General features: G+C 67.1%; 24 protein-coding genes. 17 read left to right on the forward strand and 7 right to left on the reverse strand.

The window, feature by feature from the left end; translation table 11 throughout:
* The first annotated feature begins 87 nt into the window (after positions 1-87).
* The 11 genes from AC3FJ6_RS07300 (at position 88) to iscX (ending at position 7154) form a co-directional block, all read left to right on the forward strand.
* Positions 88-309 carry a hypothetical protein gene (locus AC3FJ6_RS07300; RefSeq protein ID WP_092596350.1) on the forward strand — a complete coding sequence of 74 codons (222 nt, stop codon included), beginning with the start codon at positions 88-90 and terminating at the stop codon, positions 307-309.
* Between the two features lie 56 nt (positions 310-365).
* Positions 366-605 carry a hypothetical protein gene (locus tag AC3FJ6_RS07305; RefSeq protein ID WP_153948942.1) on the forward strand — a complete coding sequence of 80 codons (240 nt, stop codon included), beginning with the start codon at positions 366-368 and terminating at the stop codon, positions 603-605.
* A gap of 64 nt (positions 606-669) precedes the next feature.
* Positions 670-1149 carry a low molecular weight protein-tyrosine-phosphatase gene (locus tag AC3FJ6_RS07310; protein ID WP_488771287.1) on the forward strand — a complete coding sequence of 160 codons (480 nt, stop codon included), beginning with the start codon at positions 670-672 and terminating at the stop codon, positions 1147-1149.
* Positions 1150-1347: 198 nt separating this feature from the next.
* Positions 1348-1902 (forward strand): Fe-S cluster assembly transcriptional regulator IscR, encoded by a 555-nt coding sequence (gene iscR / locus AC3FJ6_RS07315; RefSeq protein ID WP_488771289.1) that lies wholly within the window; start codon positions 1348-1350, stop codon positions 1900-1902.
* Positions 1903-1976: 74 nt separating this feature from the next.
* The gene (locus AC3FJ6_RS07320; RefSeq protein WP_400392537.1) at positions 1977-3197 is read left to right on the forward strand and encodes an IscS subfamily cysteine desulfurase; all 1221 of its coding nucleotides are present in this window, start codon (positions 1977-1979) and stop codon (positions 3195-3197) included.
* Between the two features lie 55 nt (positions 3198-3252).
* Complete coding sequence (iscU, locus tag AC3FJ6_RS07325) at positions 3253-3654, forward strand: Fe-S cluster assembly scaffold IscU (RefSeq protein ID WP_066738828.1); 402 nt, start codon at positions 3253-3255, stop codon at positions 3652-3654.
* Between the two features lie 81 nt (positions 3655-3735).
* Positions 3736-4056: an iron-sulfur cluster assembly protein IscA gene (gene iscA, locus AC3FJ6_RS07330; RefSeq protein WP_066738950.1), complete on the forward strand. Its 321-nt coding sequence runs from the start codon at positions 3736-3738 to the stop codon at positions 4054-4056.
* Between the two features lie 104 nt (positions 4057-4160).
* Positions 4161-4679, forward strand: a complete 519-nt coding sequence (gene hscB / locus AC3FJ6_RS07335; protein ID WP_488771292.1) for a Fe-S protein assembly co-chaperone HscB — start codon at positions 4161-4163, stop codon at positions 4677-4679.
* Positions 4680-4688: 9 nt separating this feature from the next.
* Positions 4689-6554, forward strand: coding sequence for a Fe-S protein assembly chaperone HscA (hscA, locus tag AC3FJ6_RS07340; RefSeq protein WP_488771294.1), 1866 nt, complete (start codon positions 4689-4691; stop codon positions 6552-6554).
* Between the two features lie 44 nt (positions 6555-6598).
* Positions 6599-6937, forward strand: coding sequence for an ISC system 2Fe-2S type ferredoxin (gene fdx / locus AC3FJ6_RS07345; protein ID WP_092596329.1), 339 nt, complete (start codon positions 6599-6601; stop codon positions 6935-6937).
* 22 nt (positions 6938-6959) lie between these two features.
* The gene (iscX, locus tag AC3FJ6_RS07350) at positions 6960-7154 is read left to right on the forward strand and encodes a Fe-S cluster assembly protein IscX (protein ID WP_066738820.1); all 195 of its coding nucleotides are present in this window, start codon (positions 6960-6962) and stop codon (positions 7152-7154) included.
* Positions 7155-7262: 108 nt separating this feature from the next.
* On the opposite strand, the gene AC3FJ6_RS07355 is transcribed toward iscX, so the two are convergent.
* The 4 genes from AC3FJ6_RS07355 to prfB all read right to left on the reverse strand — a co-directional run bounded on the left by AC3FJ6_RS07355 (position 7263) and on the right by prfB (position 11821).
* The gene (locus AC3FJ6_RS07355) at positions 7263-7982 is read right to left on the reverse strand and encodes a glycine zipper 2TM domain-containing protein (protein ID WP_488771296.1); all 720 of its coding nucleotides are present in this window, start codon (positions 7980-7982) and stop codon (positions 7263-7265) included.
* 248 nt (positions 7983-8230) lie between these two features.
* The gene (lysS, locus tag AC3FJ6_RS07360; protein WP_153948935.1) at positions 8231-9775 is read right to left on the reverse strand and encodes a lysine--tRNA ligase; all 1545 of its coding nucleotides are present in this window, start codon (positions 9773-9775) and stop codon (positions 8231-8233) included.
* Positions 9776-9825: 50 nt separating this feature from the next.
* The gene (locus tag AC3FJ6_RS07365) at positions 9826-10596 is read right to left on the reverse strand and encodes an SDR family oxidoreductase (protein ID WP_400393411.1); all 771 of its coding nucleotides are present in this window, start codon (positions 10594-10596) and stop codon (positions 9826-9828) included.
* 120 nt (positions 10597-10716) lie between these two features.
* A protein-coding gene (gene prfB, locus AC3FJ6_RS07370; protein WP_488771298.1) for a peptide chain release factor 2 occupies positions 10717-11821 on the reverse strand; the annotation gives its coding sequence in 2 pieces (ribosomal slippage) (positions 10717-11739 and positions 11741-11821; 1104 coding nt in all).
* Between the two features lie 243 nt (positions 11822-12064).
* On the opposite strand from prfB, the gene AC3FJ6_RS07375 reads away from it, so the two are divergent.
* Positions 12065-12799 carry a peptidoglycan DD-metalloendopeptidase family protein gene (locus AC3FJ6_RS07375; protein WP_488771373.1) on the forward strand — a complete coding sequence of 245 codons (735 nt, stop codon included), beginning with the start codon at positions 12065-12067 and terminating at the stop codon, positions 12797-12799.
* Positions 12800-12848: 49 nt separating this feature from the next.
* Here AC3FJ6_RS07375 and recJ read toward each other — a convergent pair whose 3' ends face one another.
* Positions 12849-14549 carry a single-stranded-DNA-specific exonuclease RecJ gene (gene recJ, locus AC3FJ6_RS07380; protein ID WP_092596318.1) on the reverse strand — a complete coding sequence of 567 codons (1701 nt, stop codon included), beginning with the start codon at positions 14547-14549 and terminating at the stop codon, positions 12849-12851.
* Positions 14550-14585: 36 nt separating this feature from the next.
* Positions 14586-15707, reverse strand: a complete 1122-nt coding sequence (locus tag AC3FJ6_RS07385) for a hypothetical protein (RefSeq protein WP_488771299.1) — start codon at positions 15705-15707, stop codon at positions 14586-14588.
* A gap of 101 nt (positions 15708-15808) precedes the next feature.
* Here AC3FJ6_RS07385 and AC3FJ6_RS07390 point away from each other — a divergent pair, with 101 nt between their 5' ends.
* The 4 genes from AC3FJ6_RS07390 to AC3FJ6_RS07405 all read left to right on the forward strand — a co-directional run bounded on the left by AC3FJ6_RS07390 (position 15809) and on the right by AC3FJ6_RS07405 (position 21329).
* Entirely contained in the window at positions 15809-17059 is a 1251-nt protein-coding gene (locus AC3FJ6_RS07390; RefSeq protein WP_400393403.1) for a lipoprotein-releasing ABC transporter permease subunit, read from the forward strand.
* A complete protein-coding gene (gene lolD / locus AC3FJ6_RS07395; RefSeq protein ID WP_254775841.1) occupies positions 17052-17795 on the forward strand; it encodes a lipoprotein-releasing ABC transporter ATP-binding protein LolD in 744 nt (247 codons plus the stop codon). Before AC3FJ6_RS07390 ends, lolD begins: the two co-directional genes overlap by 8 nt.
* A gap of 13 nt (positions 17796-17808) precedes the next feature.
* Positions 17809-18636, forward strand: a complete 828-nt coding sequence (locus AC3FJ6_RS07400) for a TatD family hydrolase (RefSeq protein WP_488771301.1) — start codon at positions 17809-17811, stop codon at positions 18634-18636.
* A gap of 146 nt (positions 18637-18782) precedes the next feature.
* Positions 18783-21329: a DNA internalization-related competence protein ComEC/Rec2 gene (locus tag AC3FJ6_RS07405; RefSeq protein ID WP_488771303.1), complete on the forward strand. Its 2547-nt coding sequence runs from the start codon at positions 18783-18785 to the stop codon at positions 21327-21329.
* Between the two features lie 6 nt (positions 21330-21335).
* Here the strand turns inward: AC3FJ6_RS07405 and AC3FJ6_RS07410 are convergent, their stop codons facing one another.
* Positions 21336-22298 (reverse strand): MurR/RpiR family transcriptional regulator, encoded by a 963-nt coding sequence (locus AC3FJ6_RS07410; RefSeq protein WP_488771305.1) that lies wholly within the window; start codon positions 22296-22298, stop codon positions 21336-21338.
* A 303-nt stretch (positions 22299-22601) separates the two neighbouring features.
* Between AC3FJ6_RS07410 and edd the strand changes: the two genes are divergently transcribed.
* Positions 22602-24518 carry a phosphogluconate dehydratase gene (gene edd, locus AC3FJ6_RS07415; protein ID WP_488771307.1) on the forward strand — a complete coding sequence of 639 codons (1917 nt, stop codon included), beginning with the start codon at positions 22602-22604 and terminating at the stop codon, positions 24516-24518.
* The last annotated feature ends 16 nt before the right edge of the window (positions 24519-24534 follow it).

A 24534-nucleotide genomic window follows, 5' to 3' on the forward strand; every position in this document is an offset into this window, starting at 1 on the left:
CGATGGGCATGGTGCGCCACGGCATCCTATAGTGATTAGGCAATCCGCCCAGCGCGGGACGCCCGATCACGAACCAGGGAGTGTGCCATGGTGACACAGTTCGAATATGGTGGTTATACGGTCGTTGCCCGTGCCGTTGCGCATGCGGGCGGCGGTTTCGCCGGGGTACTGACCATTTCCGATGCGTTCGGCGAACCCGGCGGGCCCACGTTTGAAACCGAGACCGGCTCGGCCGATACGCCAGAGGCAGCCCTTGCGCTGGCGGAAGCCGAAGCCATGCGGACAATAGATGCCGGCGAGGTGAGCTGAACCCCGAATCAGCCCCCAATCACGCCCGAAGAAGGCCGGCACGCCAGGAGACACTGATGTCCTATAGCAGTGAATGGAAAAAGAGGGTTTTCGAAACGCACGAGATCCAGGTGCTGGTGAAACCCCGGTCGCCCATCGAATGGGACTACACGGTTCGCGTGTGCCGCAAGGGCACGAACATTCGCGCGGCCGACACGCTGGTGGAAACCTCGCCGACGTCAGAGCACTACAAGTCGCCCACCGACGCCGAGGCAGCCGGATTCGCGCGCGGCAAGCTGCTGGCCGAGCGGCTGTAGCCGCTGGCGACGCTATCGCCTGGCGTGGGTTTTCGACGGTGTGCATGACGGTAAAATCGCATCGATGAAAAAATACGCCATCCTGATGTGCTGCATGGGCAACATCTGCCGCTCTCCAACGGCGGAGGGCGTGCTGCGCGCCAAGCTTCAGGCCGCCGGCCTGTCGGACCGGGTCGAACTGGACTCCGCCGGTACCCATGGCTACCACGTCGGCCGGGCGCCCGACGCCCGCAGTCAGCGCGCGGCGTTGCAGCGCGGCTATGACCTTTCGGCGCTGCGGGCCCGTCAGGTGGACGTGGCCGACTTCGATCGCTTCGATCTTGTGCTGGCCATGGACCTGGAGAACATGGCCGGGCTACGCCGGCTGCTTCCCGGGGTCGGCGCCGACAAGCTGCGCCTGCTGATGAGCTTTGCCACGCGTTATCGAGTCGAGGAAGTGCCGGATCCGTACTATGGCGAAGGTGACGGCTTCGAGCGCGTGCTGGACTACATCGAGGATGCCTGCGACGGCGTGATCGACATGTTGCGGCGCCAACTGGCGTGAGCAGGGCTACAGGAATTGCCCGATATGCCATGCGGGAAATCAACCCGGCTGGCTTTGCATGGCCGTTTTCCGAAGCTGCGCCAGCGCGATCGTTATGGGGCGTGGAATAGTGCGTTGCGGGATGGGGTACTTGACTGATTTAGTCGGGATATCTTAAACTCGAGCGAAATTCTCAAGTATTCCCTCTCCCCGAGCATCATGAGACTGACTACCAAAGGCCGCTTTGCGGTAACCGCCATGATCGACCTGGCCATGCGCCAGGATCAGGGTCCTGTCACGCTGGCAGGCATCAGTCAGCGCCAGAAGATCTCGCTGTCGTACCTGGAGCAGCTGTTTGGCAAGCTGCGCCGTCACGAGATCGTCGAGAGCGTACGCGGTCCGGGCGGTGGTTACAGCCTCGCGCGCAAGGCCGAGGACGTGACGGTGGCAGACATCATCATCGCCGTGGACGAGCCGCTCGATGCCACCCAGTGCGGTGGGAAGGGCAAGTGTAACGGAGATGACGGATCCGGGCGCTGCATGACCCATGAGCTGTGGGCCACGCTGAACCAGAAGATGGTCGAGTACCTGGACTCCGTATCGCTGAAGAATCTCGTTGACCAGCAACGTGCCCGGCAGCCTGCCGTGCTGCACGACATGCGCGAAGACGCCGCGCAGCAGCCCGTCACCGTGTCGCGCAGCAAGGCCGAGAAGCAGGAAAAGCCGGCGCGCGCCCGCGTGGTCAACTCGGTGTTCAGCCTCGCGCAGTCCTGAGCAAGGTTGCGGCACCTGCATTAAACTATCGGTAGGCAGTACGCGATTAGTGATCCCTATAAGGCAGTCATAAGATGAGCACCACCCCACATTTCCCGATCTACATGGATTACTCGGCCACCACGCCGGTGGACCCGCGCGTGGCGGACAAGATGATTCCCTATCTGCGCGAGCAGTTCGGCAATCCGGCGTCGCGCAGCCACGCGTACGGCTGGGATGCCGAGCGCGCGGTGGAAGAGGCGCGCGAGCAGGTGGCTGCGCTGGTGGGTGCCGATCCGCGCGAGATCGTGTGGACGTCGGGTGCGACCGAGTCGGATAACCTCGCCATCAAGGGCGCGGCCAATTTCTACTCGGGCAAGGGCCGCCACATCATCACCGTGAAGACCGAGCACAAGGCCGTGCTGGACACCACGCGCGAACTGGAGCGCCAGGGCTTCGAGGTGACGTACCTCGACGTCAAGGACGATGGCCTGATCGACATGGACGTGTTCAAGCAGGCGATCCGCCCGGACACGATCGTGGTGTCGGTGATGCTCGTGAACAACGAGATCGGCGTGATCCAGGACGTCGAGCAGATCGGCGAGATCTGCCGCGAGAAGGGCATCATTTTCCACTGCGATGCCGCGCAGGCCACCGGCAAGGTTGCGATCGACCTGTCCACGCTCAAGTGCGACCTGATGTCGTTCTCGGCCCACAAGACCTACGGCCCGAAGGGCATCGGCGCGCTGTACGTGCGCCGCAAGCCGCGCGTGCGCATCGAGGCGCAGATGCACGGTGGCGGCCATGAGCGCGGCATGCGTTCGGGCACGCTGGCCACGCACCAGATCGTCGGCATGGGCGAGGCGTTCCGCCTGGCCCGCGAGGAAATGGCCACCGAGAACGAGCGCATCCGCATGTTGCGTGACCGCCTGTGGAATGGCCTGTCGTCGATGGAAGAGGTGTACCTGAACGGTTCGATGGAACACCGGGTGCCGCACAACCTGAATGTCAGCTTCAACTTCGTCGAAGGCGAATCGCTGATCATGGCCATCAAGGACGTGGCCGTGTCGTCGGGTTCGGCCTGCACGTCGGCGTCGCTGGAGCCGTCGTACGTGCTGCGCGCCCTGGGCCGCAACGACGAGCTGGCGCATAGCTCGATCCGCTTCACGGTTGGCCGTTTTACGACCGAAGCCGAGATCGACTACACCGTCGAGCTGCTCAGGAACAAGATCGGCAAGCTGCGCGACCTGTCGCCGCTGTGGGAGATGTTCAAGGACGGCGTCGACCTGAATTCGATCCAGTGGGCTGCGCACTGATTGCGGTCCACGGCAACAACAAGAACCCCATAAAGATTCGTCAGAGGTAACCAAAATGTCTTACAGCAACCAGGTTCTCGACCACTATGAAAATCCGCGCAACGTCGGTTCGTTCGACAAGAACGACGACGCGGTGGGCACCGGCATGGTCGGCGCCCCGGCCTGCGGCGACGTGATGAAGCTGCAGATCAAGGTGAACGAGGCGGGCGTGATCGAAGACGCCAAGTTCAAGACCTACGGCTGCGGCTCGGCCATCGCGTCGTCGTCGCTGGTGACCGAATGGGTCAAGGGCAAGACCGTGGATCAGGCGCTGGAGATCAAGAACACCCAGATCGCCGAGGAACTGGCGCTGCCGCCGGTGAAGATCCACTGCTCGATCCTGGCCGAAGACGCCATCAAGGCGGCCGTCGAGGATTACAAGAAGAAGCACGGCGGCGCCGAGCAGAAGGCTGCCTGAGCGGCGCGGTCCGCTTCAGACGGGTTGGTATGGCCGCGTGCGGTGCGGTATCGCGCGCGGCGTTTCGACAGCAAGGCAAAGATGATCACGATGACCGAAAAGGCGGCGAAACACGTTTCCCGCTACCTGGAACGCCGCGGCAAGGGCTTGGGCCTGCGCGTGGGCGTGAAGACCACCGGCTGCTCGGGCCTGGCGTACAAGCTGGAGTACGTGGACGAACTGCAGCCGGAAGACCAGGTGTTCGAGACGCGCGGCATCAAGGTGATCGTCGATCCGAAGAGCCTGCCGTACATCGACGGTACCGAACTGGACTTCGCACGCGAGGGGTTGAACGAAGGCTTCAAGTTCAACAACCCGAACGTCAAGGACGAGTGCGGCTGCGGCGAGTCGTTCCGGGTCTGATCACCCGTGCCGCACCCGGATCGGCAACCGATGCGAGGGCGGCGACACGACAAGGGGCGGCATGACCGCTCCTTTTTGTTGTGAATGTTTTGGAAAGACGCGCTTTGAAAGACGATTTTTTCTCGCTGTTCGGGCTGCCTGCCCAATACGAAGTGGACGAAGCCGCGCTGGACGCGGCCTATCGCACCGTCCAGTCGCAGGCGCACCCTGACCGCTTTGCCAATGCCGGCGATGCCGAGCGGCGCGTGGCCATGCAGTGGGCCGCGCATGCCAACGAGGCATACCGCACGCTGCGCCAGCCGCTCAAGCGGGCCATCTACCTGCTGCATCTGCGCGGCGTGGACATCCAGGCCGAAAGCAATACGGCAATGGCGCCGGCATTCCTGATGCAGCAGATGGAATGGCGCGAGGCGCTGCAGGACGCGACGCAGGCGCGCGACGTGGACCAGCTCGACAGCCTGTTGCGCGACCTGCGCCAGGAAAAGCGCGAGCGCCACGCGGCACTCGGCGCGCTGCTCGATGCCGGTGACAACGAAGCCGCCGGCGCCGCCGCGCGCCAGCTGATGTTTATCGAGAAGATCGAACACGACGCCAGCGAGGCGATCGATCGGCTCGAAGATTAGAAGATTCTCATGGCACTGCTCCAGATTTCCGAACCCGGCATGTCGCCCGCGCCTCACCAGCGCCGGCTGGCCGTTGGCATCGACCTTGGCACCACCAATTCGCTGGTGGCCGCCGTGCGCAACAGCATTCCCGAAGTCCTGCCCGACGACGATGGCCGCTCGCTGCTGCCGTCGGTGGTGCGCTACCTGCCCAACGGCAACGCGCATATCGGCTTCAAGGCCCAGGACGAGGCCGTGCGCGACCCCAAGAACACGATCGTTTCCGTGAAGCGGTTCATGGGCCGTGGCCTGCGTGACGTGGCCAATATCGAGCACAGCCCGTACGACTTTGTCGATGCGCCGGGCATGGTGCAGCTGAAGACCGCGGCCGGCATCAAGAGCCCGGTGGAAGTGTCGGCCGAGATCCTGGCCACGCTGCGCCAGCGTGCCGAGGATTCGCTGGGCGACGAACTGGTGGGTGCCGTGATCACGGTGCCCGCATACTTTGACGACGCGCAACGCCAGGCCACCAAGGATGCCGCGCAACTGGCGGGCCTGGAGGTGATGCGCCTGCTCAACGAGCCGACCGCAGCCGCCATTGCCTACGGCCTGGACAATGCCGCCGAAGGCATCTACGCCGTGTACGACCTGGGCGGCGGCACGTTCGATATCTCGGTGCTCAAGCTGACCAAGGGTGTGTTCGAGGTGATGTCCACCGGCGGCGATTCGGCGCTGGGCGGCGACGACTTCGACCAGCGCCTGCTGTGCTGGGTGGTCGAGCAGGCCGGCCTGCAGCCGCTGTCGGCCGAGGACACGCGCCTGCTGATGATGCGCGCCCGTGCCGCCAAGGAAGCCCTGTCCGCCAGCGACAGCACCGTGATCGACGCCGTGCTGACCACCGGCGAGATCGTGCATCTGCCGCTGGACGCGCAAACGTTCATCGCCATCACCGCCAACCTGGTGCAGAAGACGCTGGCCCCGGTGCGCAAGGCGCTGCGCGATGCCGGCGTGACGCCCGAAGATGTCAAGGGTGTAGTGCTGGTGGGCGGTGCCACACGCATGCCGGCCATCCGCAAGGCCGTGGGCGATTATTTTGGCCAGCAGCCGCTGACCAACCTGGACCCGGACAAGGTGGTGGCGCTGGGCGCCGCCATGCAGGCCAACCTGCTGGCCGGCAACCATGCGCCGGGCGAGGACTGGCTGCTGCTCGACGTGATCCCGCTGTCGCTGGGCGTGGAGACGATGGGCGGCCTGGTCGAGAAGATCATCCCGCGCAACAGCACGATTCCGGTCGCGCGTGCGCAGGAATTCACCACCTTCAAGGATGGCCAGACCGCCATGGCCATTCACGTGCTGCAGGGCGAGCGCGAGCTGGCCAGCGACTGCCGGTCGCTGGCGCGTTTCGAGCTGCGCGGCATTCCGCCGATGGTGGCGGGCGCGGCGCGCATCCGCGTGACCTATCAGGTCGATGCGGACGGGCTGCTGTCGGTGTCGGCACGCGAGACCAATTCGGGCGTGGAAGCGTCGGTATCGGTCAAGCCGTCGTACGGGCTGGCCGACGACGATATCGCGCGCATGCTGCAGGAGAGCTTCCGCGAGGCCGAGCACGACATGAAGAGCCGCGCGCTGGCCGAGGAACGCGTCGAGGCCGCGAGGCTGGTGGAGGCCACCGCGCGTGCGCTGGAAGTCGATGGCGACCTGCTGTCGGCCGACGAACGCGCGGCCGTGGATGCGCTGATGGCCCGTGTGACCGATATCGCGCGCGGTGACAACCACCACGCGATCAAGGCGGCCGTCGAGCAGCTGTCGCACGGCACCGACGAATTTGCCGCCCGCCGCATGGACCGCTCGATCAAGAGCGCGCTGGCCGGAAAGAAGGTGCAGGAGCTCGGCTGAGTCACACGCCGCTCACCTGCCTAGAGAGAGAAAACAGGAATCACATGCCACAGATCATCGTTTTGCCCCACGTCGAATTGTGTCCCGAGGGCGCCGTCTTCGAGGCCGGCACCGGCACCAGCATCTGCGACGCGCTGCTGAACAACGGTATCAACATCGAGCACGCCTGCGAGAAGTCGTGCGCCTGCACCACGTGCCACGTGGTGGTGCGCGAAGGTTTCAACTCGCTGGAAGATGCCGAGGAAAAAGAGGAAGACCTGCTGGACAAGGCGTGGGGCCTGGAGCCCAATTCGCGCCTGTCGTGCCAGGCCATCGTCGCGGACACGGATCTGACCGTCGAAATCCCGAAGTACACGATCAATCACGCCAAGGAAGGCCACTAAGGCCCGCGCGAGGAGTTTTCCCATGAAATGGACAGATACCTACGATATCGCCGCCGCGCTGTACGACAAGTTTCCTGACGTCGACCCGGTAACGGTGCGCTTTACCCAATTGCGCCAGTGGGTGCTGGAACTGGACGGTTTCAGCGATCTGCCGGAACGCTCGGGCGAGAAGATCCTGGAGGCCATCCAGCAAGCGTGGATCGAGGAAGCGGAATAAGTCCGGTTGATCCAAGGCAAATGAAGCAAAAAAGCACGGCTGTCACGCCGTGCTTTTTTGTTTGTGTCGGGATCGGGCTCGCCTGGGCGGCACCGAATCCGACGGGCGTCAGCCAGTCACAAGCACGCCGCGCTCCAGATGCACGCGCTGGCCCACTTCGACTCCCGGAGGATTCTGGTACGTGAACGTACGGCGCGAGCCGTCGTCCATCTTCACGCTGACGCGGTACGACTTGTTGGTGTTCAGCTTCTTCTCGGCGTAGTTACCGCCGAAGCCGCCCGCAGCCGCGCCGGCCACGGTGCCAAGGATCCGGCCATTGCCCGAGCCGATCTGGTTACCGAGCAGGCCGCCCACGACGGCACCGCCAACGGCGCCCAGGCCGCTGGTCGGCTTTTCGGCTTCCACGACCTGCACGCCTGTCACATGACCGGCCGTATGGCTGGGCCGGGCGGCCGGCTTTTCTTCAGCCTGGGCCTGCTGCATCGGCTGGGCCGGCGGCGGCGCCATGTTGTTCTGAGCCTGGCGAGCGTCATAGGCGGGTGGCCGCGTCGTCGATCCCGGTGCCGGCTGGCTCGTGAGCGGCGGCGGCTCGTTCATGACGGGCTGGGTGCCGGTTTGATTGCCGCTGTACGAGCCCCCGGATGCGCTGCTGTACGAACTGTACGAAGCCTCGGCCGGCGCCTGTGTGGCCTTGGTAATCGGCAGCACGCCCGTTACGGCTGCGACCACCGTGAGGCTGGCCACCACAAGTGCGACGGCGGCCGCGCCCACGAGCGGGTTCAGGCGGCGTTGCGACGGCAGGGCGGGGAGGGTTTCCCGACCAGACATTTCTTGTTCTCCAAGTCACCCTGAAGGGGTGGATACCTAAAGTCTGGCCGAATTACGATTCTGTTTCCGTTTGATTTTGTAAGGATCTGTAGCCACAAATCTGCCGGAAAATCAAAAGGTTACGGCGAGGGTAGGGGGAAGGTGCGCGGGCGTCTGTAACAGCCGGCAAGTCGGGAGGTGTTGGGAGCGCCCCACGCCCAGGCAGGCGTGGGGAACCAGACATGGCGCAGGCTGGCTGCGCCTGCCGATCAGTCTTCGCGCCGCAGGTGCGGGAACAGGATCACGTCGCGGATGTTCGGGCTGTCGGTCAGCAGCATGACCAGGCGGTCGATGCCAATGCCGCAGCCGCCGGTCGGGGGCATGCCGTATTCGAGCGCGCGGATGTAGTCGGCGTCGAAGTACATGGCTTCCTCGTCGCCGGCGTCCTTCTGTTCGACCTGCTTGCGGAAGCGGTCGGCCTGGTCTTCCGGATCGTTCAGTTCCGAGAAGCCGTTGGCGATCTCGCGCCCCGTGATGAACAGCTCGAACCGCTCGGTGATGCCCGGCTGCGTGTCCGAGGCGCGCGCCAGCGGCGACACTTCCACCGGGTAGTCGACGATGTAGGTCGGCTCCCACAGCTGCGACTCCGCCGTTTCCTCGAACAGCACCAGTTGCAGCGTGCCCACGCCGGCGTTCAGGAACTGCGGCGCGCTGGTGTTGATCTTGAATTTGCCCTTCAGCTCGGCACGCAGGAAGTCGGCGTCGGCCAGTTGGGCATCGGTATATTCCGGGGCGTATTTCTGGATCGCCTGGCAGATCGTCAGGCGATGGAACGGCTTGGACAGGTCCAGCTCGCGGCCCTGGTAGTTCAGCACGGCGCTGCCGCTGGCGTCGATGGCGGCCTGGCGGATCAGGTTCTCGGTGAAGTCCATCAGCCAGCGGTAGTCCGTGTAGGCCGCGTAGAACTCCATCATCGTGAACTCGGGGTTGTGGCGCGGGCTCACCCCTTCGTTACGGAAGTTGCGGTTGATCTCGAACACGCGCTCGAAGCCGCCCACGATCAGGCGCTTCAGGTACAGCTCGGGTGCGATGCGCATGAACATCTGCATGTCCAGCGCGTTGTGGTGCGTGATGAACGGCTTGGCTGCCGCGCCGCCCGGAATCGGGTGCAGCATCGGCGTTTCGACTTCCATGAAGCCGGCATCGGACATATGGCGACGCAGCGACGACATCGCCTTGGTGCGGGCGCGGAACGTGTCGCGCGTTTCCGGCGAGACGATCAGGTCCACATATCGCTGGCGGTACTTCATTTCCTGGTCGGCCAGGCCGTGGAACTTGTCCGGCAGCGGGCGCAGGCTCTTTGACAGCAGGCGCAGTTCGCGCACCTGCACCGACAGCTCGCCCTTGTTGGTGCGGAACAGCTCGCCGCGCGCGCTGATGATGTCGCCCAGGTCCCAGTGCTTGAACGCCGCGTAGACGTCCTCGCCCACCTTGTCGCGCGTGATGTAGAACTGGATCTGGCCGCTGCCGTCCTGCACGGTGGCAAAGCTGGCCTTGCCCATCACGCGCTTGAGCATCATGCGACCGGCGATCGACACTTCCACGGGGCTGGCTTCCAGCGCGGCCTGGTCGGTCTCGCCATACTGCGCGTGCAGCGCGCCGGCCTGGTGCGTCGGGCGGAAATCGTTCGGGAAGGCCACGCCTTGCTCGCGCAGGGCCTGCAGCTTCTCGCGCCGTTCGGCAATGATCTTGTTCTCGTCTACGGCAGGCGCGTCGGCGGGTGCGGCGGCAGGCGTGCGGGTCGGTTCGGTCATGGTGTCAGCTTCGGTCGTGCAGGCCACGGGGCCTTGCGCGATGGTTCAGTTCAATAGTTGCGGATGTCGTCGAGTTCGGTCTTGCCGAAGTCGGCGCGTTCCAGATAGGCGGCGATGCGTTGCGCGACATCGTCGGGCGACGCCAGCTGGTCATTCGCCTTCAGGTCGCGGAAACGCTGCACCTGGGCAAAATCGGCGCCGCGGATGGTTTCCTGCATGCCCGTGTCCACCACGCCCGGCGCCAGCGCCACGGCGCGTACCGCGCGATCGTCGGCCAGGCCCGCGTACTCGGCATTGACCGAGCGGATGAACATGTCCAGGCCCGCCTTGCCGGCGCAGTAGGCGCTCCAGCCCGGCACCGGGTTGCGCGCGGCGCCCGACGAGATGGCCAGCACCTTGCGCGGGCAGTCGAAGCGCGCGGTGGCGTCGATGAACGCGCCGGTCATCGTCATCGGCGTGACCAGGTTGGTCTGCAGATGCGGCACCAGCGAGTTTTCGTGCAGTTCGGTGATCGGGCCGATGGGCGCCACCACCCCCGCGTTCAGGATCAGCGTCACGCTGGCCGGCGCATCGTCGACCGCTTCCAGCACGCTGGACAGCCAGCCGGCCGACGGGCCGGGCTGCGACAGGTCCTGCAGGTGCCACGCCACCGGCACGCCGCTGGCCGAGGCTTCGCGTTCGAGGTCGGTGTTGCGGCTGCGCGCCACGCCGATGATGCGGTTGCCCGGCTTGAGCAGCGCACGCACGAGCGATGCGCCCAGGCCGCGCGAGGCGCCGGTGACGATGTAGAGATGGGTGGAGCGGGGCGTTCCGGTGGTCATGACGTGGACCTTGTTCGATGAAACGGCGACTTCGGGATGGAGACTCTTGGTATTTGCCGTGCCGCCATGCCGGCACGGGGCGGGCATGGCGGCACGGCTGCGGTGGCAGTCTTGCCGGTGTTACACGCCCAGGTTCACGCGGGCCGCGCTGAACGGGGCGAGGTCGCCGTCGAGCACCTTCTGCGTGTTGGACATTTCAACGTTGGTGCGCAGGTCCTTGATGCGGCTCTGGTCCAGCACGTACGAGCGGATCTGGTGGCCCCAGCCCACATCGGTCTTGCCGGCTTCGAGCTTGTCGGCCTCGGCCTGGCGCTTGCGCATTTCATGCTCGTACAGGCGCGACTTGAGCATCGACATGGCTTCGGCGCGGTTGCGGTGCTGCGAACGGTCGTTCTGGCACTGCACGACGATGCCGGTCGGGATGTGCGTGATCCGCACGGCCGAATCGGTCTTGTTGATGTGCTGGCCGCCGGCGCCCGATGCGCGATAGGTATCCACGCGCAGGTCGGCCGGGTTGACTTCCACCTCGAACGAATCGTCCACCTCGGGGTAGACGAACACCGACGAGAACGACGTGTGGCGGCCGCCCGACGAATCGAACGGCGACTTGCGCACCAGGCGGTGCACGCCGGTCTCGGTGCGCAGGTAGCCGAACGCGTATTCGCCCTCGATCTTGATCGTGGCGCTCTTGATGCCGGCCACGTCGCCCTCGGACTCTTCCAGCACCTCGGCCTTGAAACCCTTGCGCTCGCAGTACTTCAGGTACTGGCGCAGCAGCATCGATGCCCAGTCGCACGCCTCGGTACCGCCGGCGCCGGCCTGGATGTCGATAAAGGCGTTGGCCTGGTCCATCTCGCCTGAGAACATGCGGCGGAATTCCATGTCGGCGACGATCGCCTCGAATCCCTGCACGTCGGCGTCGATCGATTCCAGCGTCTCGTCGTCACCTTCCTCGCGCGCGAGCTCGAACAGCTCCTCCGCGCCGGTAAGGTCGGCGGTGAGCTTGCCCAGCGTCTGCACGACGGCTTCGAGCGCCTTCTTTTCCTTGCCCAGGTCCTGGGCACGCTTGGGGTTGTTCCAGACGTCCGGGTCTTCCAGAAGTCCGTTGACTTCGTCTAGGCGGTTTTCCTTGACATCGTAGTCAAAGATACCCCCGTAGATCTTCCGTTCGCGAACGGAGATCGGAGATGGCACCGGAGATGGCGTTGAGGCGTTCTGCTTCCATTGATATTCCTGGTAATTCTGCGCGTGCAAAACGTGGAATTATAGCGGATCGGCGCCGCGAAACCGGCCGGCGTGCGAGCCGGATTTGCAGCCGGGACTGGGTGCCTGCCCTACGCCCGGCTGAACCGTTCGCATGGCGAACGGTCTATTGCGTGACTTTCCCCGCTTATCGCCGCAAGGTTCCGTTCCAACTTCGGCGACAATAGCGGCCACGATCAGGAGTTTCCCCGTACGCATGACAGGAATCCACGCAGTCCATCACGACGTGCCGCGCCCGCAAGGTGCGCGCCGGCGCACACTTGGGCGCCTGGCCGCGATCTCGCTGGCCGCCATGCTTGCCGCCTGCGGCACCACGCCCAGCGAGCCGGCGCCCGAGGGCTATTACCGCGTCGAGCGCGGCGACACGCTGTATTCGATCGCCCGGCGCCACAACCGCTCGGTGGCCGATCTGGCGCGCTGGAGCAACATTTCGGACTCTAGCCAGATCGAAGTGGGCCAGCTGATTCGCGTCAAGCCGCCGGCCGGTGCCGGGATCTCGGCCGCCAAGGCCACCGACAAGCCCGCCGCCACTTCCGGCCAGCGCGCCGCCGCCCCCGACACCACGCCGTCGAAGCCGCCCGCCAGCACCATCCGTCTGCAATGGCCTGCCGATGGGCGCGTGGCCGGCAGCTTCGCGCCGCCGGCGGAAAAAGGCTTGCGTATCGAAGTGCCCGCTGGCGGCAAGGTGCGCGCCGCGGCGCCGGGCTGGGCGATCCATGTGGGTACGCTGCGCGGTTATGGCCAGCTGGTCATCATCAAGCACAACGACGACTGGCTGACCGTGTACGGCAATCTCGACCGCCCCCTGGTCAAGGAAAACGACCGGATTTCGGCCGGGCAGGAAATCGGCACCATGAGCCGCGACAACGAACTGCATTTCGAGGTGCGCGGCAACGGCAAGCCGGTGAATCCGGCCCTCTACCTGCCGCCGCGCGGATAACGGCCGGGGCCCGCCGCCTTCGGACGGGCCGGATGACTGTCGCCCCGGCCTACTGGGCGTGCTCCACCACCAGCTGCACGCGTGTCACGCCATTGAAGGTGTTGTTGTCGAGCCGGTAGGCCACCAGTGCGCTGGCGCCGTCCAGCGCGTCGGCGTGGTTGAACCAGATCGCGTCGAAACGCTGGCTGCCGCGCCCCAGTTGCAGCTTGAGGTGCTTGCCCTTCAGCACGGTCTGGCGCAGTACCTCGAATTCGCCCGAGAACGTGGGCGGCGGAAACCCCTGGCCCCACACTTGGCCTTCGAGCAGGGTCACGAATTCGGGGCTGAAGCAGCCGTCGTCGATATCGCCGTCGGTCTCGATCACCCGGGCCAGCTGCTCTTCGTTGAGCCATTCGCGGCCGACGTCCTCGAAGGCCGCCACGAAGGTGTCGAAATCCTTCGCGCGCACGGTCAGGCCGGCCGCCATGGCGTGGCCGCCGAACTTCACCAGCAGGCCGGGATGGCGCTTGGACACCAGATCCAGCGCATCGCGCAGGTGAAAGCCAGGGATCGACCGGCCAGAACCCTTGATGTGCTCCTCGTCGCCCGGCGCGAAGGTGATGGTCGGGCGGTGGAATTTTTCCTTGAGCCGCGACGCGACAATGCCGATCACGCCCTGGTGCCAGGTCTCGTGGAACACGCTCACCGTGTAGCGTGACGCCGGATCGAGCCCGGCCAGCGGCTGCTCCAGGATCTGCAGCGCCTCCTGCTGCATGCCGGCCTCGATATCGCGGCGCTCGCGGTTCATGCCGTCCAGTTCCTGGGCGATTTCCCAGGCGCGGTTGGCGTCGTCGGTCAGCAGGCACTCGATGCCCAGCGACATGTCGGCCAGGCGGCCCGCCGCATTCAGGCGCGGCCCCAGCCCGAAGCCCAGGTCGAACGTATTGGCGCGCTGGGCTTCGCGGCCGGCGGCGCGGAACAGGGCAGCCACGCCGGCATGCATCCGGCCCATGCGCATGCGCTTCAGGCCTTGCGCCACCAGGATGCGGTTGTTGGCGTCGAGCTTCACCACGTCGGCCACGGTGCCCAGCGCCACGAGGTCCAGCAGCGTCTGCAGCGGCGGCTGGGTGTCCTTGGTATAGACCCCGCGCTGGCGCAGTTCGGCGCGCAGCGCCAGCAGCACGTAGAACATCACGCCCACGCCTGCCAGGTTCTTGCTCGGGAATTCGCAGCCGGGCTGGTTCGGATTCACGATCACGGCAGCGTCGGGCAGCACGGCGCCGGGCAGGTGGTGATCGGTCACCACCACGTCGATGCCGCGCGCGTTGGCGGCCGCCACGCCATCGACGCTGGCGATGCCGTTGTCGACCGTCACGATCACGTCTGGCCGCTGCTGCGCGGCCAGTTCGACGATCTCGGGCGTCAGGCCATAGCCGTACTCGAAACGGTTCGGCACGATGTAGTCCACGCGCGCGCCCAGCATGCGCAGCCCGCGCACGCCCACCGCGCAGGCCGTCGCGCCGTCGCAGTCGTAGTCGGCCACGATCAGCAGCTTGCGCTGGGCGGCGATGGCGTCGGCCAGGTAAGCGGCGGCGTGGTCGATGCCCTTCATGGCGGAAGGGGGCACGAGTCCGGGCAGTTCGGTGGCCAGTTCGGCCGGGTCCAGCACGCCGCGCGCGGACAGGATGCGCGCCAGCGTGGGGTGCAGGCCGGCGGCGGCCAGGACGCTGGCGTGGTCGTCGGAATAGGAGCGGATGGCAATCCGGGTCATGATCTTCGTTCCGGTGGCGTTCGGGCGGCCAGGCGGCTAGGCGGCCATGGCCAGGTTCGACAGCAGTGCGCGCCAGTCGCCGCGCGCGCCCAGGCCGCGCCAGAACTTGCGCAGGTCGGCCCGCGTGACCGTGAATTCGGCAAAGTGGTTCTCGCCGCCCAGCACCATCGTGACGGCCTGGATCTGACCGGCGGTCAGCGCATCGAGCACGGGCTGGAACCACTCGGCGTCCAGCGCATGCATCCGTTCGAGCCACAGGCCCCAGTCGGATGCAATATGGGCTTCGGTGGCGCTGTCCAGCAGGCACATGACGCTGCCTTCCGCGTTCGCCACCTCGGCAAAACGGGCCGGCGGCGGGCCAACCCGGCTGCCGGCGGCCAGCGCCAGGCCGGCCATGAACGGGTCGCCGGTCAGTACCGTGTCGGCCAGCTTGCGGGCGGTGCCCGCCTTGCCGCCGCCATGCAGCCAGACCGAATTGACCGGCAGGCGGCCCGTGGTCTCGCGGGCATCGTTGACCGGATGGCCGTGCCACGTCATCTGGATCTCGTTCTGCAGCCGGCGCCATTCGCGCGCGCGCGGGCCGGCCTGCATCCAGATATCGATATTGCGGCCGGTGGCGCGCACCGGCGTGGTCGCCGTCAGTTCGCCGAAGATGCCGTCCGGCACGTACCAGCGGGCGGGCTGCGGCGCCTCCAGCCGGATGCCGGTTTCATCGAGCAGTTCGGCGATGGCCGCGCGCAGCGCGTCGGCCTCGTCGGCGCGGATGTCGAGCTGGTCAGGGTGCATCAGCACCAGATGATCGCGAGCGGCATGGATATGCACCGGCTGCAGGCAGGCCCAGCCCGTGTCGGCGTCAGGGCTGGCATCGGCGGGCAGGCCGGCGGCGGCGCGGTCGGCCAGGCGCATAAAGGGCGCAGTCGGCACCTGGACGGTATCCAGGCCGGCGCGGCCGGCTAGCCAGCGTTCCTGGGGCAGGGTGCGCAGGTAGGGGTCGTCGTGTGTTTCCCGGGGTCCCGGGGTGGCGCGCGTCAGCAACTTTCCGAGCGCGGGCAACTCCAACTGGCGCAGCAGCGCGCCGGGGACGACATCGTCCGTGGCGTCGTCGCCGGCGCCAGGCGGGACGGAAAAAGGCACAATCAGGGTCAGGTGCGTCATCATGGTTGCCGAGATTGTAAACTTCCGGCTGGCCGGCGCCAGTCTTCCGTCACCCCGGGGTGGCAAAATTGGCGCCGACGCGTTCCAGAACAACAGGATTCCTCTTGAACTTTCCTTACGAGTGGCAGATCGGCTGGCGGTACACCCGCGCAAGCAAGCGCGCCAGCCGCAACACGTTCATTTCGTTCATCTCGATGATCTCGATGCTGGGCATCGCGCTGGGCGTGGCCGCCCTGATCGTCGTGCTGTCGGTCATGAACGGTTTCCAGAAGGAGGTGCGCGACCGCATGCTGTCGGTGCTGTCGCACATCGAGGTGATCGGGGCGGGGCCGCTGCAGGACTGGCAGAAGACCGCCGCCGAGGCCGAGCGCAACCAGGAAGTGATCGGCGCCGCGCCCTATGTGGCGGCGCAGGCCATGCTCACGCGCGACGACGCCGTGCGCGGCGTGCTGCTGCGCGGCGTGGACCCGAGCCAGGAACCGAAGGTATCCGACATCGGCAGCCAGTTCCGGGCCGGCAGCATGAACGCGCTGGTGCCGGGCGGCTTCGATATCGCGCTGGGCAGCGAACTGGCCAACGCCCTGGGCGTGCGCGTGGGCGACAAGGTCACGCTGGTGGCGCCGCAGGGCACCATCACGCCGGCGGGCATCCTGCCACGCCTGAAGCAGTTCACCGTGGTGGGCGTGTTCTCGTCGGGTCACTATGAATTCGACAGCGCGCTGGCGCTGGTCAACATGGAAGACGCCGAACTGCTGTTCCGCCAGAACGGGCCGACCGGCGTGCGGCTCAAGCTGCAGGACATGCAGCGCGCCCCGCAGGTGGCGCAGGCGTTGTCCACCACCATGTCCGGCGATCTGTATCTGCGGGACTGGTCGCGCCAGAACCGCAACTGGTTTGCCGCCGTGCAGACCGAAAAGCGCATGATGTTCATCATCCTGACGCTGATCATCGCCGTGGCGGCCTTCAACCTGGTGTCCACGCTGGTCATGACCGTGACCGACAAGCAGGCCGACATCGCCATCCTGCGCACGATGGGGGCCCAGCCGCGTTCGATCATGAAGATCTTCATCGTGCAGGGCGTGGCCATCGGCTTCATCGGCACGGTGCTCGGCGTGCTGGGCGGCACGCTGATCGCAACCAATATCGACGTGATCGTGCCGTTCATCGAACGCGTGCTGCACGTGCAGTTCCTGCCCAAGGACATCTATTTCATCAGCGAATTGCCTTCGGACCCCCGCGTGAACGACATCGCCACCATCGGCATCATTTCCTTCGTGCTGGCCACGCTGGCCACGCTCTACCCCAGCTGGCGCGCTGCCCGCGTGAATCCCGCGGAGGCACTGCGCTATGAGTGACACGACGCTGATTCCGGACGTGGCGGCCGTGCCTGCCGCGTCGATCCAGACCGGCGGCTCGCCGGTGCTGGTGGCCGAGGGGCTGACGAAGCGGTTCCAGCAGGGCGGGCTCGATGTGGAGGTGCTGCGCGGCGTGGACGTGCGCGTCAATGCCGGCGAGAAGGTGGCCATCGTGGGGGCATCGGGGTCGGGCAAGTCGACGCTGCTGCATGTGCTGGGCGGGCTCGACAACCCCGACGCCGGCCGCGTGGCGCTTCTGGGCAAGCCGTTCACGTCGCTGCGCGAGAAGGAACGCAACATCGTGCGCAACCGCTCGCTGGGCTTTGTCTACCAGTTCCACCACCTGCTGCCCGAGTTCACGGCACTGGATAACGTGGCGATGCCGATGCGCATCCGCGGCCAGACCGAGCGCCAGGCGCGCGAGGCGGCCCAGGCCGTGCTGGAGCGCGTGGGCCTGGGCGGCCGCTCGAAACACCGTCCCGGCGAGCTGTCGGGAGGCGAGCGCCAGCGCGTGGCCATTGCGCGGGCGCTGGTGGGGCAGCCGGCCTGCGTGCTGGCCGACGAGCCCACCGGCAACCTGGACGATCACACCGCCGGGGGCGTCTATGACCTGATGCTCGACCTGTCGCGCACGCTGGGCACGAGCTTCGTGATCGTGACGCACGACATGGACCTGGCCGGCCGTTGCGACCGCGTGTTCAGGCTGCGCGACGGGCACCTGCACCAGGAACGCTGACCCGCGCCGCCTTATGTGGATCGACACCCATTGTCATCTGGACGCCCGCGAGTTCGACGCCGACCGCGAGCACGTGATCGAAGCGGCGCTGGCGGCCGGCATCTCGGGCATCGTGCTGCCGGCCGTGTCGGTGTCGAACTTCGACGCCGTGCGTGCGCTGGCCGGCGAGGGATCGCGCTGCGTCTACGCGCTGGGCATCCATCCGCTGTGCACGCCGGGCGCCGGGCAGGCCGACCTCGACGCGCTGCGCCAACAGGTGGCGGCATCGATCGATGATCCACGCCTGGTCGCCATCGGCGAGATCGGGCTCGATTTCTTCGTGCCGGGTCTGGACGCCCAGCACCAGACCTGGCTTTACACCGAACAGCTGAAGATCGCCCGCGAATTCGACCTGCCGGTGCTGCTGCACGTGCGCAAGTCGCAGGATCAGGTCTATGCCGGCCTGCGCCGCGCGGGCGTGCGGCAGGGCATCGCGCATGCCTTCAACGGCAGCCACGAGCAGGCGCGCCGCTATGTCGAGCACGGCATGAAACTTGGATTCGGCGGCAACGTGACGTTCTCGCGCGCCAGGCAGATCCGGCGCCTGGCCACGGAGCTGCCCATCGAGGCCATCGTGCTGGAAACCGATGCGCCCGATATCGCCCCGGCATGGCTGTCCGACGACCAGTTCGGCGAACAGCACAAGGCACGCAACACGCCCGGCGAGGTGGCCGGCGTGGCACGCGTCATGGCCGAATTACGCGGCATGCCGGAGCGCGAGCTGGCGCACATCATGTGGCGCAATGCGGTCGCCGCATTGCCCCGCCTGGGCGCGTTCGCGGACCTCATGGCGCCGCGATAGTCATCGCTGTTTCGCCATTTCTGGCGCCACACCGCCCGGTGCGATGCAGATTTAACGTTTTGACACACCGGCGCATCATTCGGACACGTTTTCCCCTGCCTTTGCACGGTACAAAGCCCCCTTCGTGACATCGATCCGGGGGCTTCATGCGCTTGCTGTTGCTGGCGTTTGTGTTGGGGGGCTGGCTGCTGCAACAGCAGGGCATGCTGCCGGGCCGCGCCGAATGGCTGGCCGGTGGTGGGGTTGCCATGGGACTGGCCGGTGCGGCATGGGCCTTGGCACGCTGGCGTGGCCGATGGGCGCCGCAGGGGCGTCTGGCACTGGGCGCCGCGCTGGCGCTGCTGATCGGCGTGGGCTGGTCCGCATGGCGCGCGGACGTGCGCATCGCACGCTGGCTGCCATCGGAGATGGCGGGCAAGGACCTGGTGGTGGAAGGCATCGTTGCGGGGCTGCCCGATGCCGTACCGCATGGCACACGTTTCCTGTTCCGCGTCGAGCACTGGCCGGACGGCCCGGCGCGGCAGTCGCTGCCGGCGCGGCTGCTGCTGACGTGGCGCGACGAGGCGTCCGGCGACGCCGCTGCGCGCGACGCATCGCCGCCGATCGATGCGCTACGGCCGGGCCGACGGTACCGCCTGACCGTACGCCTGCGCCGTCCGCGCGGGCTGGCGAATCCGCACGGCTTCGATTATGCGTACTGGTTGCTGGGGGAAGGCGTGCATGCCACGGGCTACGTGCGCGGCGCCGCCGCGCTGGGCGCTGATGGGCCGGTGCCGTGGCCCGTGCGCGTCGCGATGTGGCGCGCCGGCCTGCGCGATCGCCTGCGTGCCGCCTTGCCGCCCGACGCCCGCTACGGTGCCGTGCTGATCGCGCTGGTGATTGGCGACCAGCGCGGCATTGCGCAGGCGGACTGGGACATCTTCCGGCGCACCGGCATTTCGCATCTGGTCAGTATCTCGGGCCTGCATATCACCATGATTGCTGGCGCGGCGGGCGCCCTGGCGCGCATGCTGTGGCGGCATTCGTTCGGGCTGGGGCGGCGGCTGCGCCGTCCGTTGCCGCTGGTGTGGCCGGCGCAGCAGGCGGCGCTGGCCGTGACCGTGCTGGCCGCGCTCGGCTACGGCCTGATTGCCGGCATGCAGATTCCGGCGTTGCGCACCGTGGCGATGCTCGTCGTGGCTGCCCTGGCGTTGTGGAGCGGCCGGGCGACGCCACTGTCGGTGGTGCTGGCATGGGCCGCCGGCATGGCGGTGGCGATTGACCCCTGGGCGGTCATGTCACCGGGATTCTGGCTGTCCTTCGGTGCGGTGGCGGTGATTTTTCTCCATGCGCGCGACGGTCCGGAAGACAGCCGGCCCACGCCGGCGGAGAAGGGCGCCGGCGGACGCATGGCCCGGCTGCGGGCCGGCATCGTCAATGCCGCGCGTACGCAGTGGGCCGTGACCATCGGGCTCGTGCCGCTGACGCTGTTGCTGTTTGGTCAGGTGTCTCTGGTGTCCTGTGTGGCCAATGCGGTGGCGATTCCGGTGGTAAGCCTGCTCGTGACGCCGCTGGCGCTGGCCGGGGCCGTGCTGCCGGGCGCGTTCGCCGCGCCGTTGCTGGCCGTGGCGCACACTGCGCTGGCGTGGCTGGTGAGCGGTCTGGGGTGGCTGGCCGCGCCGGCATGGGCGGTCTGGGAGGCCGCGCATCCGGGCTGGTGGCGCACGGCGCTGGCCGTCGGCGGGGTCTGGCTGTTGCTGGTGCCGCGACGGCCCGTGTGGCCGCAAATGCTGCGGTCTCGCAAGGGCTGCCCGCAGATCGCGCGGCCGGTTCCACGCTGGGTTGGCGCGGGCCTGATGGTGCCGATGCTGATGGCCGGGCGCGTAGCCGTGGCCGAAGGCGAGATGCGCGTAACGGCGCTCGATGTCGGGCAGGGCACGGCGGTGCTGGTGGAAACGCGCCGACATGCGCTGCTGTATGACGCCGGGCCCGCCTACGTGTCGGGCACCAGTGCCGGAGGACAGGTCGTCGTGCCGTTCCTGCGCGCATCGGGGGTGCGCCGGCTGGACGCGCTGATGGTCAGCCACGAAGATGCCGACCATGCCGGGGGCGTGCGCGATGTCATGCAGGCGGTGCCTGTCCGATCTCGCCTGACGGCGGCACCGCCCGGGCATCGGCTGATGGCGGGAGCCGAAGGTGCCGACTGGCAGCCTTGCGCGAGCGGCGACGGCTGGCAATGGGACGGGGTGCGGTTCGACATCGTCCATCCAACGGCGGAGGAACTGGCCGCCGGCAGGCTCCAGAGCAATGCGCGCAGTTGTGTGCTGCGTGTGGCCACGGCGCGGCGCAGCGTGCTGCTGACCGGCGACATCGGTGTGCGAGAGGAACTGGCGTTGGTCGAGCGCCTGCCGCCGGACCATTTGCGTGCCGACGTGCTGCTGGTGCCGCATCACGGCAGTGGCACGTCATCGCATGTGGCGTTCCTGCGCGCCGTCCAGCCGGAATTGGCGATTTTCCAGCTTGGGTTTGCGAACCGCTACCGCCATCCGCGCGAAGATGTCTGGCGGCGCTACGAGCGGGCCGGTGTCGCCCGCTATCGCACGGACGAGACTGGTGCCGTATCAATCTTGACGTCGGGCGACGCGCTTGAGGTCGTGCCGTATCGGCAGCGATATCGCCGCTACTGGCGCGATGGGCCGCCCGCGCCGCGTTGATGCGTGTCAGTTGGCCCGCGCCGGCGCCTTGGCGGATCTGGCCGTGGAAGCGCGGCGAGGCTGCGTGCTGGTCTTCGGGCTCGCGCTCGCACTTCCGCTGGCGCTTGCACCGGGCTTGGCTGCGGCCGGCTCCGCGCCGGCAATGCGACGCTCGCGAAGATGGGCCTTGGCGCGCTGCAGTCCGCCCGCCACCGACTCCGCGCGCTCCAGTGCCACGCCGGCGGCCAGCACATCGCCCAGCACCAGATGGCAGATGCGCGACGTCATCGGCGTGTAGACCTCGCTGTCCTCTTCGACGTCGGAGAACACGCAGACGTCGGCCAGCTTGGCCAGCGGAGACCCGCTGTGGGTCAGCGCCAGGACGCCGGCGCCGCTGCCGCGCGCCAGCGTGGCGGCGGCCAGCATGTCCCAGGTGCGGCCGCTGTTCGACACCAGTACGGCCACGTCGCCCGGCCGCAGCAGCGCGGCGGACATGCTGAACACGTGCGAATCGGAATAGGCCGTGGTGGGGATGCCCAGGCGGAAGAACTTGTGCTGGATGTCGAGCGCGACGATGCCCGAATTGCCGCAGCCGTAGAACTCGATGCGCCGCGCGCTGGCCAGCAGGCGGATGGCGTGCTCGATCTGGTCGGCGGACAGTGCATTGCGCACGGACATCAGCGTGGCGATGGTGCGGTCGAACACCTTGCCGGCGATGTCGGCGGGCCGGTCGTTGGCCTCCACGTCCTGATGCACGAACGGCGTGCCGCCGCCCACGTTCTGGGCGAACTGGAGCTTGAACTCCTTGAAGCCGTCGTAGCCGAGCGCGGCGCAAAAGCGCGCGATGGTCGGCTGCGAAACGCCGGCACGTTCAGCCAGTTCCGGCATGGTCAGCCGGATGACGCTGGCGCCGTGGCGGGCCACATAGTCGGCCAGCCGGCGTTCGGACGGGCGTAGCGTGTCGTAGACGGCAAGGATTCTGTCGCGCATGGTGAAGGTCGTGCGGGAAACGGTGCGTGGGAGTCGTGACGGCGGGCCTTGGGTGGTCGCGTCTTTTGGTATGTAGAGATTCTACACATTCGACTGTCGGATTCGCAGCCCCTGGCGCCCGGTTTTCATCCTAGGATTTACCCGGATTTGCGCGCGTAACGCCATTTCCACGCGGTGGCAAGGCTTCCGGCGAGGTGTCGGCCGTGGCTATAATGTAGAAAATCTACAGATCCGGTGGCCTGCGGCGACATGTCAGACCTGTCGCGCGGTTGTCCGGATCGCCCCACGAGGATCCATTCCGCCATGACCCAAGCCGCCAAGGGCCACGTCCGCGCCGAAGTTTCGGCCGTCACCGACCGCATCGTCGAACGCAGCCGCGCCAGCCGCGCCGCCTACCTGGCGCGTTGCGAGCGCGCCCAGCGAGACCTGGGGCCGCTGCGCGGCATGTCGTGCGCCAACCTGGCCCATGGTTACGCGGCACTGCCGGCCGACGACAAGCTCAAGCTGCGCGTCGAACATGCGCCGAACCTGGGTATTGTCACCGCTTACAACGACATGCTGTCGGCGCACCAGCCCTACGAACGCTATCCGGCCGTCATTCGCGAAGCCGCGCGGGCCGTGGGCGCCGTGGCGCAGGTGGCGGGCGGCGTGCCGGCGATGTGCGACGGCATCACGCAGGGCAATGCAGGCATGGAGTTGTCGCTGTTCTCTCGCGATGCCATCGCCATGAGCACCGCCGTGGCGCTGTCGCACAATACGTTCGACGCCGCGCTGATGCTGGGCGTCTGCGACAAGATCGTGCCTGGCCTGCTGATGGGCGCGCTGCAGTTCGGCCATTTGCCGGTGGTGTTCGTGCCGGCCGGCCCGATGGCCTCCGGGCTGTCGAACAAGGAAAAGGCGCGCGTGCGCCAGCTCTATGCCACCGGACAGGTCGGGCGCGACGCGCTGCTCGAAGCCGAATGTGCGGCCTACCATGGCGCCGGCACCTGCACGTTCTACGGCACGGCCAACAGCAACCAGTTCCTGATGGAAATCATGGGCCTGCACATGCCGGGCGCGGCGTTCGTGCATCCGGACAGCGGCCTGCGCGATGCGCTGACCACGGCGGCGGCCCAGCGCGCGCTGGCGCTGATCGCGCGGGGCCGCGAATATACGCCACTGGCGCAGATCGTCGACGAGCGGGCCGTGGTCAACGCCATGGTTGGCCTGCTGGCCACGGGCGGTTCGACCAACCACACGATCCACCTGGTGGCCATGGCGCGCGCAGCCGGCATCGTGATCGACTGGAACGACTTCGACCGCCTGTCGGCCGTCACGCCGCTGCTGGCGCGCGTCTATCCGAACGGCTCGGCCGATGTGAACCACTTCCACGCGGCGGGCGGCGTGGCCTACGTGATCGGCCAACTGCTGGAAGCCGGGCTGCTGCACGAAGATGTGAATACCGTGGTGGGCCGTGGCCTGGCACGCTACACCGAAGAGCCGGTCATGACCGAGGGCGCGCTGCGCTGGCGCGACGGGCCGGCCACCAGCGGCGATACCGCCGTGCTGGCCCCGGCATCGGCGCCGTTCTCGGCCGAAGGCGGCCTGCGGCTGATGGCGGGCAACCTCGGGCGTGGCGTGATCAAGGTCTCGGCCGTGGCCGACGCGCATCGCATCGTGCAGGCCCCGGCGCGCGTGTTCGATTCGCAGGAGGCACTGCAGGCGGCGTTCGAGGCCGACGAACTCAATCGCGATGTGGTCGCGGTGGTGCGCTTCCAGGGCCCGAATGCCAACGGCATGCCCGAACTGCACCGGCTGACCCCGGCGCTGGGCGCGCTGCAGGACGCCGGCCACAAGGTGGCGCTGGTCACCGATGGCCGCATGTCGGGGGCCTCGGGCAAGGTGCCGGCCGTGATCCATGTCGGCCCTGAGGCACTTGCGGGCGGCCCGCTGGCGCGGGTACGTGACGGCGACGTCATTCGTGTCGACGCCGTGGCCGGTACGCTCGAACTGGTGGGCGACGCCCGCGTGCAGGCCGAATTTGCCGCGCGCACGCCGGTGCCGGCGCCGGCCGACGATTTCGCGAATTTCAGCATGGGCCGTGGCCTGTTCGGGCTGTTCCGGCGCCATGCGCGCATTGCCGAGGAGGGTGGCAGCGCGCTCGACCTGTCCGAGGCCGATGCCCCGTCGTCGGCCACGGCCGGTGCGGCTGTCAAAACCGCGTCCGCCGTCGCACAATAGGCGGACGTCCGGCCAG

The sequence above is a fragment of the Cupriavidus sp. 94F1 genome, from assembly GCF_057798875.1.